The sequence below is a fragment of the Vibrio stylophorae genome (assembly GCF_921293875.1).
GTDB classification, from domain to species: Bacteria; Pseudomonadota; Gammaproteobacteria; order Enterobacterales; family Vibrionaceae; genus Vibrio_A; species Vibrio_A stylophorae.
The window spans coordinates 282,993-301,078 of the sequence record NZ_CAKLDI010000001.1 but is presented as its reverse complement, the minus strand read 5'-3'; the positions used below and the strand labels follow the sequence as shown (position 1 = coordinate 301,078).

Annotated in this window: 16 protein-coding genes; 12 read left to right on the top strand and 4 right to left on the bottom strand. The window is 48.7% G+C overall.

The window, feature by feature from the left end; translation table 11 throughout:
- Positions 1 to 43: 43 nt before the first annotated feature.
- The 3 genes from L9P36_RS01425 to L9P36_RS01415 all read left to right on the top strand — a co-directional run bounded on the left by L9P36_RS01425 (position 44) and on the right by L9P36_RS01415 (position 2,197).
- Entirely contained in the window at positions 44 to 955 is a 912-nt protein-coding gene (locus L9P36_RS01425) for an ion transporter (protein ID WP_237464371.1), read from the top strand.
- A gap of 127 nt (positions 956 to 1,082) precedes the next feature.
- Positions 1,083 to 1,628 carry a cytochrome b gene (locus tag L9P36_RS01420; RefSeq protein WP_237464368.1) on the top strand — a complete coding sequence of 182 codons (546 nt, stop codon included), beginning with the start codon at positions 1,083 to 1,085 and terminating at the stop codon, positions 1,626 to 1,628.
- Entirely contained in the window at positions 1,625 to 2,197 is a 573-nt protein-coding gene (locus L9P36_RS01415; RefSeq protein ID WP_237464365.1) for a YceI family protein, read from the top strand. Before L9P36_RS01420 ends, L9P36_RS01415 begins: the two co-directional genes overlap by 4 nt.
- A 93-nt stretch (positions 2,198 to 2,290) precedes the next feature.
- Here the strand turns inward: L9P36_RS01415 and L9P36_RS01410 are convergent, their stop codons facing one another.
- Complete coding sequence (locus L9P36_RS01410; protein ID WP_237464364.1) at positions 2,291 to 3,676, bottom strand: L-cystine transporter; 1,386 nt, start codon at positions 3,674 to 3,676, stop codon at positions 2,291 to 2,293.
- 246 nt (positions 3,677 to 3,922) lie between these two features.
- On the opposite strand from L9P36_RS01410, the gene L9P36_RS01405 reads away from it, so the two are divergent.
- The 8 genes from L9P36_RS01405 to L9P36_RS01365 all read left to right on the top strand — a co-directional run bounded on the left by L9P36_RS01405 (position 3,923) and on the right by L9P36_RS01365 (position 12,833).
- Positions 3,923 to 4,543: a CDP-alcohol phosphatidyltransferase family protein gene (locus tag L9P36_RS01405; protein ID WP_237464362.1), complete on the top strand. Its 621-nt coding sequence runs from the start codon at positions 3,923 to 3,925 to the stop codon at positions 4,541 to 4,543.
- A 2-nt stretch (positions 4,544 to 4,545) separates the two neighbouring features.
- Positions 4,546 to 5,493, top strand: coding sequence for a phosphatidate cytidylyltransferase (locus L9P36_RS01400; RefSeq protein WP_237464360.1), 948 nt, complete (start codon positions 4,546 to 4,548; stop codon positions 5,491 to 5,493).
- Positions 5,494 to 5,502: 9 nt separating this feature from the next.
- On the top strand, positions 5,503 to 6,162 hold the full coding sequence (locus L9P36_RS01395; protein WP_237464358.1) for a lysophospholipid acyltransferase family protein: 660 nt from the start codon (positions 5,503 to 5,505) through the stop codon (positions 6,160 to 6,162).
- A gap of 11 nt (positions 6,163 to 6,173) precedes the next feature.
- Positions 6,174 to 6,764, top strand: coding sequence for a hypothetical protein (locus L9P36_RS01390; protein ID WP_237464357.1), 591 nt, complete (start codon positions 6,174 to 6,176; stop codon positions 6,762 to 6,764).
- 206 nt (positions 6,765 to 6,970) lie between these two features.
- Complete coding sequence (locus L9P36_RS01385; protein ID WP_290368654.1) at positions 6,971 to 8,503, top strand: lytic polysaccharide monooxygenase; 1,533 nt, start codon at positions 6,971 to 6,973, stop codon at positions 8,501 to 8,503.
- A 348-nt stretch (positions 8,504 to 8,851) separates the two neighbouring features.
- Complete coding sequence (gene sstT, locus L9P36_RS01375) at positions 8,852 to 10,057, top strand: serine/threonine transporter SstT (protein WP_435532721.1); 1,206 nt, start codon at positions 8,852 to 8,854, stop codon at positions 10,055 to 10,057.
- 504 nt (positions 10,058 to 10,561) lie between these two features.
- Positions 10,562 to 11,974, top strand: a complete 1,413-nt coding sequence (pykF, locus tag L9P36_RS01370) for a pyruvate kinase PykF (protein ID WP_237464355.1) — start codon at positions 10,562 to 10,564, stop codon at positions 11,972 to 11,974.
- A 199-nt stretch (positions 11,975 to 12,173) separates the two neighbouring features.
- On the top strand, positions 12,174 to 12,833 hold the full coding sequence (locus L9P36_RS01365) for a GntR family transcriptional regulator (RefSeq protein ID WP_237464352.1): 660 nt from the start codon (positions 12,174 to 12,176) through the stop codon (positions 12,831 to 12,833).
- A gap of 280 nt (positions 12,834 to 13,113) precedes the next feature.
- Here L9P36_RS01365 and ilvN read toward each other — a convergent pair whose 3' ends face one another.
- The 3 genes from ilvN to L9P36_RS01350 form a co-directional block, all read right to left on the bottom strand.
- Complete coding sequence (gene ilvN, locus L9P36_RS01360; protein ID WP_237464349.1) at positions 13,114 to 13,611, bottom strand: acetolactate synthase small subunit; 498 nt, start codon at positions 13,609 to 13,611, stop codon at positions 13,114 to 13,116.
- A complete protein-coding gene (locus L9P36_RS01355) occupies positions 13,611 to 15,323 on the bottom strand; it encodes an acetolactate synthase 3 large subunit (RefSeq protein ID WP_237464347.1) in 1,713 nt (570 codons plus the stop codon). The genes ilvN and L9P36_RS01355 overlap by 1 nt, the downstream gene beginning before the upstream one ends.
- Positions 15,324 to 15,593: 270 nt before the next feature.
- Positions 15,594 to 16,979 (bottom strand): MATE family efflux transporter, encoded by a 1,386-nt coding sequence (locus L9P36_RS01350; RefSeq protein ID WP_237464346.1) that lies wholly within the window; start codon positions 16,977 to 16,979, stop codon positions 15,594 to 15,596.
- Positions 16,980 to 17,104: 125 nt separating this feature from the next.
- Here L9P36_RS01350 and L9P36_RS01345 point away from each other — a divergent pair, with 125 nt between their 5' ends.
- Positions 17,105 to 17,992: a LysR family transcriptional regulator gene (locus L9P36_RS01345; RefSeq protein ID WP_237464343.1), complete on the top strand. Its 888-nt coding sequence runs from the start codon at positions 17,105 to 17,107 to the stop codon at positions 17,990 to 17,992.
- Positions 17,993 to 18,086: the final 94 nt, after the last annotated feature.

Sequence of the window (18,086 nt, the reverse complement as noted above, 5' to 3'; positions counted from 1 at the left end):
ATTCATCTGCATGCTGAAATCACACTATGATAAGGGGCTCGATTTGAGCCCCTTTGTTTTGCCGGAAAATAAAATTTCTGCCATTCTAAGCATCTATTTTCATGACCAATTCAACACCATGTCGACCATTAAGCTTTATCTTCAACGCATTGATGAAAGTAACCTATTCCAAGGTTTAGTCATTGCCGTGATAGTCATTTCAGCCTTGTCTGTCGGTGCCCAAACCTATGAGCTGCCAAACTGGCTCAGTAAGCCTTTAGCCAGTCTCGATTACTTTATTACCCTCTTCTTTGCCACGGAAATCAGCTTGCGCTTTATGGCGAGCAAAGGACCAAAGGCGTTCTTTAGCAAAGGATGGAATATTTTCGACACTTTGATTGTGCTCGCCAGCTTAATTCCAATCACTGGCTCACAAGCTGTGTTTATTGCCCGCTTGCTGCGTATTTTCCGCGTCTTGCGTTTGGTTTCCATGCTGCCTGATCTCCGGATGCTGGTGAACTCACTGCTTCGCGCACTGCCGCGTATGGGCTATATCGCGCTGCTGATGTTTGTGATCTTCTATATCTACGGCGCTGTGGGTGCGATTCTATTTGGCAAGATCAATGACTTCCTTTGGGGCGATGTCAGCCATGCGATGTTGACACTATTTCGCGTCGCCACCTTTGAGGATTGGACCGATGTGATGTATGAAACCATGACGGTTTACCCGCTCAGTTGGATCTACTACTTCACCTTTATCTTCCTCACCGCCTTTATCTTCCTCAACATGATGGTGGGCGCCGTCTTAGAGGTGATGACCTCTGAAGTGGAAGCTCAGCGTAAAGAAAACCTCAACGCCAAAGAGCAAAAGCAAGAGCCCGCCACCGTGGCGCAAGTCGATGCCCTAAAGGCACAAATTGATCGCCTTGAAGCGCTCCTGGAAAAACAAATCGAGCAAAATCGCGCCAGTAAATAAGTCGCCGCATCGCTTTATCTCAACAAGCTGTTCAAAATCCTTGAACAGCTTGTTTTATTTCATGACCTCGATTTTTTGCAGATGCTGACTCACACTTGATGCATTCAATGCATTGACGGAGCGACGCATGCGTACTTCCACAGAGCCCACTCGCTACAGCGCAGCTAGCATCATTTTGCACTGGCTATCGGCACTTTTTGTCATCGGCCTATTCGCGCTGGGCTACTGGATGATGACCCTTACCTACTACAGCCCTTGGTATAAAACCGCGCCAATGTGGCACAAATCCTTGGGCCTGATTTTACTGCTACTCACCCTACTTCGCGTGGCTGCCCTGATTCGCTGGAAAGCGCCGAAAATCAGTGGCCAACGATGGGAAAAAATAGCGGCGAAATCTGCGCATCACCTGCTATATCTACTGCTTTTCATCCTGTTTATTTCCGGCTACCTCATCTCCACAGCCGATGGCCGCCCCATTCTTTGGTTTGATTGGCTACCCATTCCAGCGTTGCCTTTTGCTTTTAGCAACCAAGCAGATATAGCCGGCACCATTCACAAATTCAGTGCCTATACGCTCATCGGGCTCAGTGTTTTGCATCTGCTTGCAGCGCTGAAACACCACTGGATCAACAAGGACAACACACTAAAAAAAATGCTAGGAGTCAGCTCATGAAATCTCTTTTTTCCCGCGCCGCGCTAATCAGCTCGCTTTTGTTCAGTAGTCACACCATGGCCGCTGAATATTTGATTGATACCCAAGGTGCGCATGCTTCCATTAACTTTGAAGTGCCGCATTTAGGCTATAGCTTTATTGCTGGACGCTTTAATCAGTTTGAGGGCAGCTTTAATTTTGACCCCAACAAAATCAGTGACAGCAGCGTTACCGTCACAGTACAAACCAAAAGTTTGGACTCTGCTCATGCCGAACGTGATAAGCATATTCGTAGCGCTGATTTTATTGATGCCAGCCAATATCCCACCGCGACCTTTGTCAGCAAGAAAGTGACCGATTTGGGCAAAGACGCATTCACCATTCAAGGCGATCTCACACTACACGGCGTGACCAAACCCATTACCATTGATGCAAAATTAATTGGTGAAGGCGAAGATCCTTGGGGCGGTTATCGTGCAGGCTTTATGGGAACCACCCGTTTAGAGCTCAAAGATTTTGGCATTGCCGTGATGGGACCATCGAGCTATGTGGATCTCACCTTGCATGTCGAAGGGATTCGTCAAAACTAATCCAATTCGGCCGTAAAACAGCCATAAAAAAACCGCCTCATGGGCGGTTTTTTTTATGGCTTGATTAGTCAGCTTGATCAATAAGCGCAAGGATTAAGCCGACTCTTGGCCTGATGGCAAAACTTCTGACGACTCATCTTTGCTTGATCCCAGAATGCGACTGGTTAATGTACCTGCGGTCATCGAACCACTTACATTAAGTGCCGTACGCGCCATATCAATCAAAGGTTCAATAGAGATCAGCAATGCCACAACAGCAATGTTGAGCCCCATTGTTGGCAATACAATCAGCGCTGCAAAGGTTGCACCGCCACCCACACCGGCAATACCGAAGGAGCTAATTGCCACCACGCCAATCAAAGACAAGATAAAGTGAATGTCCATTGGGTTGATGCCTGCACTTGGCGCAACCATCACAGCAAGCATGGCAGGGTAGATACCCGCACAGCCATTTTGACCAATGGTCGCACCAAAGCTTGCCGATAGGTTGGCAATCGCTGGCGGCACATTGAGTTTGTCGATTTGCGCTTCCACGTTTAGTGGAATCGTCGCCGCGCTTGAGCGTGAGCTAAAGGCAAAGGTCAACACAGGCCATACACGTTTGAAGTACTGAATTGGATTCACACCAACCAAACCCACTAGCAAACCGTGCACCACAAACATCAGGGCAATCGCAACATAGGAAGCGACAATAAAGCTCAATAGATTGAGAATATCGGTCCAGCTAGAGCTTGCCACGACCTTGGTCATCAGCGCCAAAATGCCGTATGGCGTTAGTGCCATCACCATTTTTACCAAACGCATTACCACAGATTGTGCAATTTCAACCGCGCCGCGAATACCACGCTCAAGTTCAGGCTTTTCATGCATCACATGACGTGCTGCCAGACCCAGCAAAATCGCAAAGATCACCACGGCGATAATGGATGTTGAGCGCGCACCGGTTAAATCCGCGAAAGGATTGGTCGGAATAAAACTCAAAATCATTTGTGGCAAAGTCAGGTTTTGTACCGCAGCTTCACGCACACCCAACTGCTCAAGTTGCTGCGCTTCACGCACGCCCTGCGTTAAACCTTCAGCACTTAAACCAAAGCCTGCGCTCACCAAAATACCAATCAGCGCCGCAATCATGGTGGTGACCAATAGAATGCTAATGGTGGTGAGGCTAATTTTGCCTAGTGAACCAGAGCGATCCAGTTTAACCACAGCTGATAGCATCGATACCAACACCAATGGCATCACAATCATTTTCAGCAATGATACATAACCGCCACCGACGACTTGCGTCCACGCCAATGTTTTTGCAATGACCTCACTTTGGTCGACATAAACCAAATGCAGCAAGAAGCCAAAACCAACACCAAGAATCAGGCCGATCAGTACCTGACGCGATAACGAGTGACCCGCACGCTGCTGCGTTCGCACCAGCCAAGCCAGCCCCAAAAAGACCAATAAGTTAACTAACAACAAGCCAGTCATGTGAACCCCCGATAAATCACAATGGGTTAGTGAGATGTTTGGTATATCCAACTAATCAATTGTTACTTTTTAGTGAAATAGTCGAGCGATTCTAGGAATGTGCAATAGATCACACAAACATCAAAATGAGCTTATCTATAACGAAAAAGAATAAAGCGCGTATAACTTCAAAAAAAACGATTTTTATCAATAGGATAACAACACACTTCCGCTATGATGTCGGCAGTATTGGAGAAGGAATTTGTTATGGCATCGATCTATCAGCTCAAACCTGCGTTTCAAAACTTATTACGACCGCTGGTACAGCGACTAGCTCGCTGGGGCATCACCGCCAACCAAGTCACCCTATTTGCACTGCTGTTAAGCGCTGCGCTTGGTGCCGCCATTGCCATTTGGCCAAGCTATGCCTGGCCCCTATGGTGCGTGCCTGTACTACTGTTTATTCGCATGGCACTCAACGCCATTGATGGCATGCTGGCGCGAGAGCATCAAATGCAATCCAATCTCGGAGCGATCCTTAATGAGCTGGGCGATGTATTAGCCGATACAGCGCTCTACCTACCCTTTGCCTTGATTGCAGGGCTCAACCCCATTGCCGTGGTCTTGGTCTGTATCTTTGCCATTATCAGTGAGATGACTGGGGTGATTGGTGTGCAAATTGGCGCATCACGCCGTTACGATGGCCCCATGGGCAAAAGTGACCGCGCCTTTATTTTTGGCCTTATCGCACTACTGATGGCCGGCGGTTGGCTCAACCCATGCTGGCTCAATGGCGGTTTATGGATAGTACTTGGCCTACTATCGCTGACCATCATCAACCGCAGCCGTCAGGCACTCAATGAATTAGCGCAACAAGGAAAGGCATGATCATGGATTATCTCACTCAGCTTCATCATGGCATTCAGCTGGTTCTTGCCGCCATTTTCTCGGTGCTCTGCTTTGCCACTGTATTGGTACATGGTTTGAAATGGCGTTATCCGGATCGCGATTACACTGAGCTTTGGCTGCGCATCCGCTCTTGGTGGATCATGGTGTTTCTCTTTTGCGGCGCGCTGATTGTCAGCCGCACTGTGGCCATCGCTTTTTTTGCGCTGATCAGCTATCTCGCACTTAAGGAGTATTTCTCCATTATTCCCACCCGCCGCGCTGATCGCCGCGTGCTGTTTTGGGCCTATCTCGCCATTCCCATTCAGTTTTTTTGGGTTTGGCTCGCTGACTATGGCTTTTTCATCATCTTTATTCCGGTGTACATGTTCCTACTGCTACCGATGCAGATGGTGATCGTCGGTGAAACTGACCGCTTCTTACGCGCGGCAGGCACCATTCACTGGGGTTTGATGACCATGGTCTTTAGCGTGAGCCACTTGGCCTTTTTGCTGGCGCTACCCGACCATGGTGATGCGCTCGCGGGCGGCCCTGGCTTGGTGCTCTATTTAGTGGTGCTGACCCAGTTCAACGATGTGGCGCAATACACTTGGGGCAAACTGCTGGGCAAACGCAAAATCATTCCCAAGGTCAGCCCCAATAAAACTTGGGCTGGCTTTGTTGGCGGCGTCGCCACAACCACAGCGCTGGCAGTGGCTCTTGCGCCCTTTCTCACCCCCATGCAGTGGCCCATGGCCATGGCTGCGGGAGTACTCATTGCAATCAGTGGCTTTATTGGCGATGTCACCATCTCGGCACTAAAACGCGATTTGCAAATTAAAGACAGCGGGAATCTGCTGCCTGGTCATGGCGGGATCCTCGATCGCATTGATAGCCTGACCTATAGCGCGCCGCTGTTTATGCACTTTATTCGTTACTTCTACTACACCTAAGAGTTTGCGATGCAATGGTTTAAGAATGGACTCAATGGCCTGCTGCGCTGGATTTACTATCGGCTGATCATTCGCAGCATTATTGGCTTAGTGTTGGGACTAAATATTCGTCGACGTCAATTGATCCCCAATCAAGGACCCGTGATTTTAGTGGCGAACCACAATAGCCACCTCGACACCATGGTGCTGATGACTCTGCTGAGCAATGCCCAGCTTAAACGCGCAAAGCCTGTGGCGGCGATGGATTACTTTTTGAAAAATCGCCTACTGGCATGGTTTGCCTTAAAGATCGTTGGCATTTTGCCGATCTCGCGTCATCGAGAAGCGGATCAGGATCCACTCGCCCCTTGTTATGAGGCCTTAGAGCGCGGGGATATTTTGATCTTCTTTCCTGAAGGCAGCCGCGGCGAGCCTGAAAAGCGCTGCCAATTTAAGGGCGGCATTGCCAAACTAGCCGCACGTTATCCCGACATTCCTGTGGTGCCCATTTTTTTGCATGGCCTTGGTAAAGCGCTTCCCAAGGGCGACTGGCTACTGGTGCCTTTCTTTTGTGATGGCTTTATTGGTGAGCCGCTGTTTGGCCAAGACGATCGCCACGCATTTATGGACGCGCTTGAACAGCGTTTTTATCAGTTGGAGCAAGAGGGACATTTTCAGCAATGGGATTAGCGCCGAGAATTATGGAATTAACGCATAGGCCCAAAGCTCGATGGCGCCGCAGCTATCAAGTCGCGGCGGGTTGGGGCTTTGCTGAAGCCACCCTGTTTTTTATCGTGCCCGATGTCTGGCTCAGTTATCTGGCACAGAAAAGTTATCGCCATGCACTCGTCGCTTGTTTTATGGCACTGCTCGGCGCACTACTTGGCGGCTTACTCCTCTACTGGCTTGGCAGTCAAAGCCATATGCTACCTAAAGCGCTACATGGCATGGATATGATCCCAGCCATTTCGTCGGCACAAATAAAGCAAGTGGCGTTGGATCTTGAGCAGCAAGGCGTCAGCGCTATGCTCCTTGGGCCATTATCTGGCACGCCCTATAAACTCTATGCCCTGCAAAGCGCGCAAGCAGGCATCCCTTTAGTGCTGTTTTTGCTGATCTCCATTCCCGCACGTTTGATTCGATTTGTTCTGGTCACCAGCCTATGCGCCATGGTGACCACAGGCTTGCGCCGACTCAGTCAAAAGCGCGGCACACCAATTCCCGTAACTTGGGTATTGTTCGGCTGCTGGTGCCTCTTCTACCTGCTCTATTTTAGCCTGATGCCCAATTAAGACTGATTTAAAAGTTGCGTTGTTTTTCTGTCAAAAAACATCAAATTTAGCGCTCATTCGCAGCAAATTACCACTCATTCATCACAGGCGGCTCAATTTTGGCAGCCTGCTACCAAGTTGACGCGCGCCATTGGCAAATTGCCGACACATGCATTGCAATCCTTGATTGAAGCACTCGCACAGCTTCATATAACAAGGAGAAAGTTATGCTCAAAAGAACCCTTCCCGGCCTTGCGCTGCTCGCGCTCAGCCCACAACTTTTTGCTCACGGTTACACCGAATATCCACCAGCACGTCAATTGATCTGTAATCAACAAGGCGGCCATTGGGGCCCAGTTGATGGTAGTGATATTGCCAATGATGCCTGTCGCCAAGCCTATCTCACCTCAAGCTGGACACCTTTTATTCAGCATCATGAATATGCAGCGCTGGTCAGCGATTATCAAAACCAAACGGCAGTCGAAGCCGTGGTGACAGATGGCAACCTATGTAGCGCCGCCGACCCACAAAAGGCTGGCATGGATACGCCATCCAATGCTTGGCAAACCACTGTGGTTGATGCCAAAGGCGGCCCACTCAAATTACGTTTTCACGCATCCACACCGCACAACCCAAGCTTTTGGCGCATCTATCTCAGCAAACCCGGCTTTGATGTTGCCACCATGCCACTGCATTGGAGTGACTTAGAACTCATTGGCAGCTTTGGCGATCTCCCCGTATTGGAAGATGCACAGGGCAAATATTATGAAATGACAGTCAATCTACCTGCGGATCGCCAAGGTAAAGCGGTGCTCTATACTCGCTGGCAGCGTGATGACCCAGCCGGTGAAGGCTTTTACAACTGTAGTGATATCCAATTTGGCGACAATGCAACGCCGACATATGGCGTTTCCCTCGGCCATTTGATTCAACCAGGATTTGCACCGCAAGTCGGCGAAACCCTACGTTTTCGTCTGTTTAATGCCACAGGACAAGAGTTAGTGGATGAAAAGATCGCGATTACCGCCAACAATCAATCGCCTGATATTTGGGTCGCAGAGTTAGCGCAGCGTCTCGACAGTGTGGCTTCAGGGCAAGCAGCCATCGGTGTGCTTGAACAAGGCCAGTTGGTTCTCGCTAGCACACCAAGCGCCAACCAAGTGTTTAGCCCAGTGCAGGATGCGACGTTCCAAATCGAAAGCAAAACAGGCAACAATGCGCCGGTCATTCAAGCCCCACCATCACTCACCATTGTGGCTGGCGAAACCGCCAATATCGCCCTTGAGATCAACGACATCGACCAAGATCCACTCACGGTCACCAGCTCGCATGGACAAGTGGTGATGCACCACAACCAATATCAGGTCACGCTAGCAACAGATGCCAATACAGCGCCAGGCACGATTGCCGTTACTATCACTGTCAGTGATGGCCAAAGCAGTGCAAGTGCCCTCACTGAGGTCATCGTGCAAGCGAGCACAGGCGATATTGCGCAGTGGCAAGCTGATGTCGCCTATCCGGCGCAAAGTGAAGTGCTTTATTTAGGCGTGCGCTACCAAGCAAAATGGTGGACTCAGGGTGACCAGCCCGATCAAAGCCAAGCTTGGCAGGTGATGAGCTCTGAAACCAATGCTTGGCAAGCGGCCACAGCTTACAATGCTGGCGATATCGTCACCTATCAAGGCAAGCGCTATCAAGCCCAGTGGTGGACACAGGGCGATCAGCCCGATCAAAGCCAAGCCTGGCAGTTGCAGCCCTAATCAAAAATGACGTCCTTGCATCCAATCTAAAATAAAAACACCAGCGTCTTTATTGGCGGTGGTGTTTTATTTTGAAAACCCTAAGCAATAAATAAATAACAACTTTTTGCTATTTAGCTTGCAAATTTTCTAGAAAAACATTCATTTTCCCATCAAACAAACGATAAACAGGATAAAAAACTAATAAATTAGGTTTGAATAAAATCATCACTTCCTGTTATAACACTCAGTAGTGTGAGAAATAGACAAAGAATATTCTGGTGACTTGCCCATAAGGATGTGCTTGCACCACACACCAAAACACAATTCAAAGATAATCAAACACAACACCATGTTCAGGAAGATATTATGAATCCATTGATGTCGATGTGCCGTCGCGCCTTTCGAGCGCCGTTGGTACTACAAATCGCGATAGGTATCGTCGCCGCCATTACCTTAGCCTATTTTGAGCCCAAAACAGCGCAATCTGTTGGTATGCTCGGCGAACTCTTTGTTGGCGCGCTAAAAGCTGTTGCTCCCATTTTGGTTTTTATGCTTGTCGCAGCAGCTATTGCCAACCAAGCCAAAGGCGCGCATACCAAAATGCGTCCAATCATTGGCCTTTACCTCTTTGGCACCTTGGCTGCAGCAAGCGTCGCAGTCGCCCTTAGCTTTCTTTTCCCAACCGAAATTGCGCTAGATGCCGCTGCCGATCGCGCAGCACCACAAAGCATTGTTGGCGTCATCCACAGCTTGCTGTTCCAATTGGTCGATAACCCAGTACACGCGCTGATGACTGGTAACTTTATCGGCACGCTAGCTTGGGCCATTGGTTTAGGTATCACCTTGAGCCACGCACAGGACAGCACCAAGCAAGTGTTTGCTGACATCGCAGAAAGCATCACCTTGATTGTTCGCTTTGTCATTCGTCTCGCGCCTTTTGGTATCTTTGGTTTGGTAGCACAAACCATCTCAGCCCATGGTTTTGGCGAACTTCGCAACTATCTGCAACTGATTGTGGTTCTTCTCAGCGCCATGGCTATTGTTGCCTTGGTGATCAACCCAATGATCGTGTTCTACAAAACCCGCCGCAACCCATACCCATTGATTCTGGTTTGCTTGCGTGAAAGTGGCCTGACCGCCTTCTTTACACGTAGCTCAGCGGCCAACGTGCCTGTGAACATGGCGCTTTGTAAGCGTCTTGGCTTGGATGAAGAAACCTATTCCATGTCTATTCCGCTAGGTGCCACCATCAACATGGCGGGCGCGGCAATCACCATTACCGTGCTCACCCTTGCTGCGGTTCATACCCAAGGCATTGAAGTGGACATTTGGACTGCGATTTTGCTCAGTGTTGTCGCCTCTGTATCAGCCTGTGGCGCATCTGGTGTTGCTGGCGGCTCTTTGCTACTGATTCCACTGGCTTGCGGCCTATTTGGCATTGAAAGCGATATTGCCATGCAAGTTGTGGCTGTGGGGATGGCTATCGGGGTGATTCAAGACTCAGCAGAAACAGCGCTCAACAGCTCAACGGACGTGGTGTTCACCGCCGCTTGTTGCCAAGCGAAAAAATAACATTCACTGAGAATGAATCTCGAATTTAAAACGCGCTTCGGCGCGTTTTTCATTTCGTTTGTTGATAATTTTCATCATTCTTGGGTTAATTTTGTGAAATGCTGGCCATAAATCAGCATTTTTAGTCATCAACGTGAAAAATTTTTTCATCAAATTATTTATTTTTTTCAGTGAAATAATAAGCAATTAGTCGCCATCCCGCACCCTCTATGGCTTGGCTGCCATTTTTCAAATAAAGTGATTTATTAGGGACTTTCTGATAACATACCGCGCCGTAATTGGGTGGCTGATCACAGATTGTGACGCTATTTTATGGCTGAAACAGATAATATTTTCGGCGCCCCGCCACCAATTACGTAAGCAATTGAAATGTCGAATTATTACCACTTGCATAAAGCGAAAAACGCGCAAGTCGTAATGCTGGCCAGCTACAGGGGGAATATGTAGCGCAGCGAACCAATTTGAATTTTTACAATTACATAGTTCTTCCGGAGATACATCTCAATGAAAAAAACCAAAATCGTTTGTACGATTGGTCCAAAAACCGAATCAAAAGAAATGCTAGGCAAACTAGTTGACGCTGGCATGAACGTAATGCGCTTGAACTTCTCTCACGGTGACTTTGAAGAGCACGGTAACCGTATCAAGAACGTTCGTGCAGTGATGGCAGAAACTGGTAAGCAAGTTGCCATTCTTCTTGATACTAAAGGTCCTGAAATCCGTACCATCAAACTAGAAGGTGGTAACGATGTATCACTAGTTGCTGGTCAAGAGTTCACTTTCACTACTGACGCATCTGTTGTTGGTAACGCACAAACTGTTGCTGTGACCTACCCTGGTTTCGCACAAGACCTTTCTGCGGGTAACACCATTCTTGTAGACGACGGTCTAATCGAGATGGAAGTAATCGCGACTACTGACACTGAAGTGAAGTGTAAAGTTCTAAACAACGGCGACCTAGGCGAAAACAAAGGTGTGAACCTTCCTGGCGTTTCTGTAAAACTTCCTGCACTTGCAGAAAAAGACAAAGCTGACCTTAAATTTGGTTGTGAGCAAGGCGTTGACTTCATCGCAGCTTCTTTCATCCGTAAGAAAGAAGACGTACTTGAAATCCGTGAGCTTCTACAAGCAAACGGTGGCGAGAACATCCAAATCATCTCTAAAATCGAAAACCAAGAAGGTGTGGACAACTTCGACGAGATTCTAGAAGTGTCTGACGGCATCATGGTTGCTCGTGGTGACCTAGGTGTTGAGATCCCAGTTGAAGAAGTTATCTTCGCTCAGAAGATGATGATCGAGAAGTGTAACCGCGCTCGTAAGACTGTTATCACTGCAACGCAAATGCTTGATTCAATGATCAAGAACCCACGTCCAACTCGCGCAGAAGCGGGTGACGTTGCGAACGCCATCATGGATGGTACTGACGCAGTTATGCTTTCTGGTGAATCTGCTAAAGGTAAATACCCTCTAGAAGCAGTGTCTATCATGGCACAAATCTGTGAGCGTACTGACCGTGCACTAAAAGCTGAGCTAGGTTCACGTCTAGACAGCGATCGTCTACGCATCACTGAAGCTGTATGTAAAGGCGCTGTAGACACTGCAGAGAAACTTCAAGCACCACTAATCATCGTTGCAACCAACGCTGGTAAGTCTGCTCGCTCTGTACGTAAGTACTTCCCAACTGCAAACATCATTGCACTTACCAACAACAAGAAAACAGCTGCTCAGCTAGCACTTGTGAAAGGTGTAACCCCTGTGACTGTTGATGCATTCGAAAACACTGATGCATTCTACATCCGAGGTAAAGCAATCGCGCTTGAAACCGGTATGGGTAACAAAGGCGATATCGTGGTGATGGTTTCTGGTGCTTTGGTTGCTTCTGGCACCACAAACACTGCATCTGTACACGTACTATAATTCTTCGCACTAGCGATGCACAAAACAGAGGCGAAAGCCTCTGTTTTTTTATGCCTATTTAAAATTTCCATTTGCGATCACAGATTATTAAGCAGCCCATGAATGGCTGTTTACTTAGGCAAACAGTTGGTTATAATTCGACATTATACAGAACAACAATCCGTTAACTATTTTCGATCATTCAAAGAGATAACTCATCGTGTCGACGCCAACTCTTGCTCAAAAAGTACAACAAAAAATCGCCGACGATATTTTACTGGGACACTACCAGCCCAAAGAAAAACTAGTGGTTGCTGAACTGAAAAGTCGCTACCAAATTGGAGCCTCACCAGTACGCGAAGCCTTAGTTCAATTGGCTTGGCAAAACTACGTAACCCTTGAACCTCAAAAAGGATGTTGGGTTGCACCTGTCTCTCGCGAAGAGTTCTCAGACCTCAGCCAAACCCTGCAGCTACTCATGACGCAAGCCGTTGCTCAGTCCATTGCTATGGGGGGGGAAGAATGGGAGGTTGCGGTGATCACCAGCTATCACAAACTCAATCGCATGGATCTACAAGCTGAGGATTTTTGTGCCAATACTTGGGGACAAAAACGTTTGGCATTCTTCCAAGCCTTAATCAGTGAATGCCAATCACCTAGTTTAATGCGCTTTATTGATACCCTTTGCCTTCAGCTAGCTCGCTATCGTCATATTTGGTTAGACACCCATCGGCAAAATCCAGAGCAGGTCGCCATCATCACCAGCCAGCACGAAAGAATGATGAAAGCAGTACTGGCTCGCGATATCAAACTGGTTCGCCATGAAATGATTCACCAATTTGATTACTACATGGATAGCACCCTCAGCGCAGTTGCGTAATCTCATCTGGCTGCTGTTTATCAACAAGCTTTTCAAACGCCACCGACGCAAAAAAACGCAGCACTGAGTGCTGCGTTTTTTAATGGTTACATTAATTTATAAAGTGGGTCGCTGGGACAGCTTAAGTTCAGGCTGAAGCACGCATAATGCCCCTATCCCGCTCCACTGCTGCGGGGTATCTCAATATGGAAACATTTTCGCTTGTCCGTTCCCGGGTAGCCACTTGATGGCTACCTTTTTTTTACCCAGCGCTAACCCAGCTATTCGGTAATGCAGACCGCTAAGGGCGAAGCGCGCGCTCACCGCGAGCGATCCCCACAACACCAGAGCGAGCCACTTCAATCACCTCAGTGATTTCACTCACGGCGGCAATAAAGGCATCTAACTTATCGCCAGTGCCCACCAGCTGCACCGTATATTGCGCAGCAGTAACATCAACAATTTGCCCACGGAAAATATCAGCGGTGCGTTTCACTTCAGCCCGCGCATAACCGCTCGCCTTGAGCTTAATCAGCATCAGCTCACGCTCAAGATGCTCATGTGCAGTGACATTACTCACCTTGAGAATATCAATTAGCTTATGAAGCTGCTTTTCAATCTGCTCAAGTGCCGCATCATCTTCCACTTCGGTGGTGATATTTAAGCGCGAAAGCGTCGCATCATCTGTGGGGGATACCGTCAAAGATTCAATGTTATAGCCGCGCTGGGAAAAAAGTCCCACCACACGCGAAAGCGCACCCGGCTCGTTCTCTAAAAGTACTGATACAATCCGTCGCATTAGGTTCGCTCCGTCTTACTTAGCCACATCTCATTCATTGCGCCGCCGCGTACCTGCATCGGGTAGACATGCTCTGTCTCATCCACGGAGATATCGACAAAGACCAAACGATCTTTGAGCGACAGCGCTTTTTCTAGACCCGCTTGCAGATCTTCAGGGCGCTCAATACGAATCCCGACATGACCATAGGCTTCAGCGATTGCAGCAAAATCAGGCACCGAATCCATATAGGATTGCGAATGACGACCTTGATAGATCATATCCTGCCACTGTTTGACCATACCGAGGAATCGGTTATTGAGGTTGATGATCTTCACCGGCAGATCGTATTGCAGGGCGGTGGAAAGCTCCTGAATATTCATCTGAATACTGCCGTCACCGGTCACACAGATCACCGTCTCTTCAGGCAGCGCCATCTTCACACCCATGGCGGCTGGCAGACCAAAGCCCATGGTGCCCAAACCGCCGGAGTTGATCCAACGACGTGGTTTATTAAATGGATAGTAAAGCGCGGCAAACATCTGGTGCTGACCCACATCGGAAGAGACATAGGCATCGCCCTGGGTGAGCTGATACACCATCTCAATCACTTGCTGTGGCTTAATACGCTCAGGGTGTGATTCATAGGACAAGCATTGGCGCTGACGCCAACCTTCAATTTGCTGCCACCAGTGCCCCAAATCTGCGGCCACTTCACCTTGATTGGCGAGCAGTTTGACCATATGACCCAGCACTTCATCTGCCGAGCCAACAATTGGAATATCCACCGATACGGTTTTCGAGATCGACGATGGATCGATGTCGATATGCATCACCTTGGCATTGGGGCAATATTTTTCCAAATTATTGGTGGTGCGATCGTCAAAGCGCACGCCGATACCAAAGATCAAATCAGCATGGTGCATCGCCATATTGGCTTCATAGGTGCCGTGCATCCCCAACATGCCTAAGCTATGTTGATGGGTCGCCGGAAAGGCGCCAAGGCCCATCAAAGAGCTCACCACAGGAATCGACAAGGCTTCCGATAGCGCAATCAGCTGCTCACTACAATTAGCGGTGATCGCACCGCCGCCGACATAAAGCACAGGTTGCTTTGCCGTTTGCAGCGCTTTGAGACCTTTTTTGATTTGCCCGCGATGGCCCTGCGTCGTTGGGCTGTAGGAGCGCAGCGAAATACTCTCTGGATATTGATAGGGATGTTTGATTTGAGGATTGAGCACATCCTTTGGTAAATCGATCACCACAGGACCTGGGCGGCCGGTAGAGGCGATATAAAAGGCTTTTTTGATAACAGCAGGGATATCTTCTGCTTTTTTCACCAAGAAGCTGTGTTTCACCACTGGGCGAGAGATCCCCACCATATCGCATTCTTGAAATGCATCATTACCAATCAGGTTACTCATCACCTGACCGGAAAACACCACCAAAGGAATCGAATCCATATAAGCGGTAGCAATGCCAGTGATCGCATTGGTCGCACCTGGACCTGAGGTCACCAACACCACGCCCACTTCACCCGTGGCACGGGCATAACCGTCGGCCATATGAACTGCCGCCTGCTCATGGCGCACGAGAATATGCTCGATATCGCTCTTTTCATGCAGCGCATCGTAAATGTCGAGCACTGAGCCACCGGGGTAACCAAAGATATGTTTCACGCCTTGGTCGATCATCGAGCGCACAACCATTTCTGCGCCGGATATCATCTCCATTGAATGCCTCCTCATTCCTGATGCTTTCGCATCTCAATCCTTATTTGCGGTACTCCTTACCGCCACATGCAGCGCATGCATTGGTTCAACTTTAACGTCTCCTTCCCCTCCAAGTCTATGCCTGAATCTGGGCTTTGTTTCAAATCGACCAGAATGAGGCGAATACGCAAAAAATCACTAAAATCATCACCTTTCACAGTCGATAAATAAAAAAAAGCCGCATTTAACAGATGATTAAATACGGCATTTAATTTCTATCAGTGATCCATGCTACTCAGGTAGCGGCATTTTCACCATTTGCTGCGCTTGAGATAGCGGTAACGACGGCTGAGTGACCTGCGCTTGCTGGCGATATTGCGCCAAGTGACGCCACAACATCGGTAGCACCACACTACAGAGCATCACGTTGGAAATAGGCACGACCAACCAAATCCCCGTGGTTCCCCACAATTTAGGAAATAGCCATAAGCAAGGCAGCTGCACCGCCAAATTACCCAAAGAAACAAACAGCGACTTACCCGCCTCATTGACCGACATAAAATACACCGCGGTCAGCGCCAGCACGCCATCCAACCACATCCCCCACAAATGTAGATGCACTCCAGTCACAGCGACCTGCTGCAAGACTTGGTCAGCGCTAAACAGCGCAATGATCTGCTGTGGAAAAAGATTGAGCACCACCACCAATAGCAGGCCAGACACCACCACTACGCCAATGCCCATACGCAAAATCTGCAACATCATTTGTGATTGGCCAGCGCCGTGGGCAAAGCTAATCGGCGGCTGCATCCCGCTCGAGACCCCTTCGGCAAACATATAGTACAACCCCATAATGTAACCAATGAGCGCAAAGGCTCCGACCGTCACACTACCACCATACTGCATAAACAAGCTGTTATGCACAGCCAATAGAAAGCTGAAATAGAGATACATCACCATCGCCGAGCTGCCCAAGCTGATGATTTTTCGCTGTAGCGATAGATCAAGTGCAAGACTTGCAACCGACAAACGCAGCAGGCTTTTGCGACTGAAAAAATAGAACAAAGCCAATAGCGCTACCATAGATTGCGCCATTAAGGTTGCCACGGCAGCGCCTACCAAACCCCATTGCAAATGGACGATCAGCAGGTAATCCAATACCACATTACTCAGTGCACCAATTGCCATCAGCAGTGTTGCCAATGCAGGGCTGTCATCGTTACGAATCAACATGGGCAGCGCCATCGCCGCAATGGAAAGCGGCGCACCCAGCGCAATCGTATGTAGATAACTCAGAGCAAAATCATGGGCATCACCCGTGGCTTTTTGTGCATGCAATAAAGGCTCTGCCGCCCACCAAACAACGCCCATAATTAAAATGGCCAAGCCGCCAATCAGCCAAAAACTTTGGCCTAAAATTCGCTTCGCCTGAGCCAGCTCACCTTCACCGCGAGCAATGGAGATTAAGCTACCAGCGCCCAGACCAATCAGCACGCCAAGCCCCATAATGATGCCAATCAATGGCCAGGCCAGATTGATCGCTGCCAAACCGTCATAACCGATATAGTGACCGACAAAAATGCCATCAATCACCTGATATAAGCCGCTCACCAACATGGCTGCGACACTTGGAATCACATAACGCCAAAAGGTCTTTGTGACGGCTTTTTGTTGCATAGAAACCTCAACCTGAAATATTCAAACTGGCGCTATTATGGAAATAAAATAGATAGAATAAAGTTAATAACCATCCGATAATCGGATAGTTTAATCAGAATGAAATCAGACAAATGGAGTGCCTGATGCAGTGGAGCTTAGATCAACTCAACGCCTTTTGCGCAGCGGTGCAGCAAGGCTCCTTTAGTGCTGCGGCACGCTCGCTGGGTAAAGCGCAATCACGGATTAGCACCGCGATCACCAACCTTGAGGCCGACCTGAATTTAACCCTATTTGATCGCAGCACTCGTATTCCAACACTGACCAAAGAGGGCCAGCAGCTTTACCTTGAAGCCAATTTAATTTTGCAGCAGTGCCAACGATTTGAAGCCCGTGCGCTATTGGCCAGCCAATCACAACCCTTGAGCTTGACCATCGCGCTCGATGAAGCCCTTCCCATGCGCCTGCTTGAGCAATTTATGGTGCAGGTGAGTGACAACTATCCGCTGCTCCAGCTGCGTGTGATCACGGGATCCCAGCAAGATATCGGCAAGTGGGTGACACAGAATCTAGCCGATTTTGGCGTGCTGTTTCATCACAACACCCCGCATCCTGAACCCTTAGATTTTCACTCCTTGGGTATGATTGAACCCTGTTTAATCGTCGCGCCAGAGCATCCACTGGCAAAAATCAAAGCGCCCACCATCAGCCAGCTACAAGCCCACCGCCAACTGCTGATTAGCGCCAGTGAGCACCAACAACTGGCGGTACCTCTTAGTGCCAACTACTGGCTTCTCGATAGTTATTTTTCCATTGCAGGTTTAGCCTCTCGCGGCGTCGGCTGGGCGCTGGTGCCCATGCATCTGATGACTCAAGATGATTACTACAGCGCGCATTTGGTGATGCTCGACTGCCAACATCTGAATAATCTTCAACCCATTGAGATGCGCTTGGTGCAGCGCCGCGATCAACGCAGTAGTGCCTTACAAAAAGATCTCATCACGCAATTGAAAGCCATTTTTGCACATTCGTAATGGCATATGACATGGCCTCAAATGAGCCATGTCATGCCAACCACGAGGCAAAAAAAAAGACGCTCAATGAGCGTCTTTTCGTTGTCTTTGTTAA

Bases quoted from the DNA above. Each gene is read 5' to 3' on its own strand.
- L9P36_RS01420 (WP_237464368.1), top strand. From the start codon at position 1,083: ATGCGTACTTCCACAGAGCCCACTCGCTACAGCGCAGCTAGCATCATT.
- L9P36_RS01415 (WP_237464365.1), top strand. From the start codon at position 1,625: ATGAAATCTCTTTTTTCCCGCGCCGCGCTAATCAGCTCGCTTTTGTTC.
- L9P36_RS01410 (WP_237464364.1), bottom strand. From the start codon at position 3,676: ATGACTGGCTTGTTGTTAGTTAACTTATTGGTCTTTTTGGGGCTGGCT.
- L9P36_RS01405 (WP_237464362.1), top strand. From the start codon at position 3,923: ATGGCATCGATCTATCAGCTCAAACCTGCGTTTCAAAACTTATTACGA.
- L9P36_RS01400 (WP_237464360.1), top strand. From the start codon at position 4,546: ATGGATTATCTCACTCAGCTTCATCATGGCATTCAGCTGGTTCTTGCC.
- L9P36_RS01395 (WP_237464358.1), top strand. From the start codon at position 5,503: ATGCAATGGTTTAAGAATGGACTCAATGGCCTGCTGCGCTGGATTTAC.
- L9P36_RS01390 (WP_237464357.1), top strand. From the start codon at position 6,174: ATGGAATTAACGCATAGGCCCAAAGCTCGATGGCGCCGCAGCTATCAA.
- L9P36_RS01385 (WP_290368654.1), top strand. From the start codon at position 6,971: ATGCTCAAAAGAACCCTTCCCGGCCTTGCGCTGCTCGCGCTCAGCCCA.
- sstT (WP_435532721.1), top strand. From the start codon at position 8,852: ATGAATCCATTGATGTCGATGTGCCGTCGCGCCTTTCGAGCGCCGTTG.
- pykF (WP_237464355.1), top strand. From the start codon at position 10,562: ATGAAAAAAACCAAAATCGTTTGTACGATTGGTCCAAAAACCGAATCA.
- ilvN (WP_237464349.1), bottom strand. From the start codon at position 13,611: ATGCGACGGATTGTATCAGTACTTTTAGAGAACGAGCCGGGTGCGCTT.
- L9P36_RS01355 (WP_237464347.1), bottom strand. From the start codon at position 15,323: ATGGAGATGATATCCGGCGCAGAAATGGTTGTGCGCTCGATGATCGAC.
- L9P36_RS01350 (WP_237464346.1), bottom strand. From the start codon at position 16,979: ATGCAACAAAAAGCCGTCACAAAGACCTTTTGGCGTTATGTGATTCCA.
- L9P36_RS01345 (WP_237464343.1), top strand. From the start codon at position 17,105: ATGCAGTGGAGCTTAGATCAACTCAACGCCTTTTGCGCAGCGGTGCAG.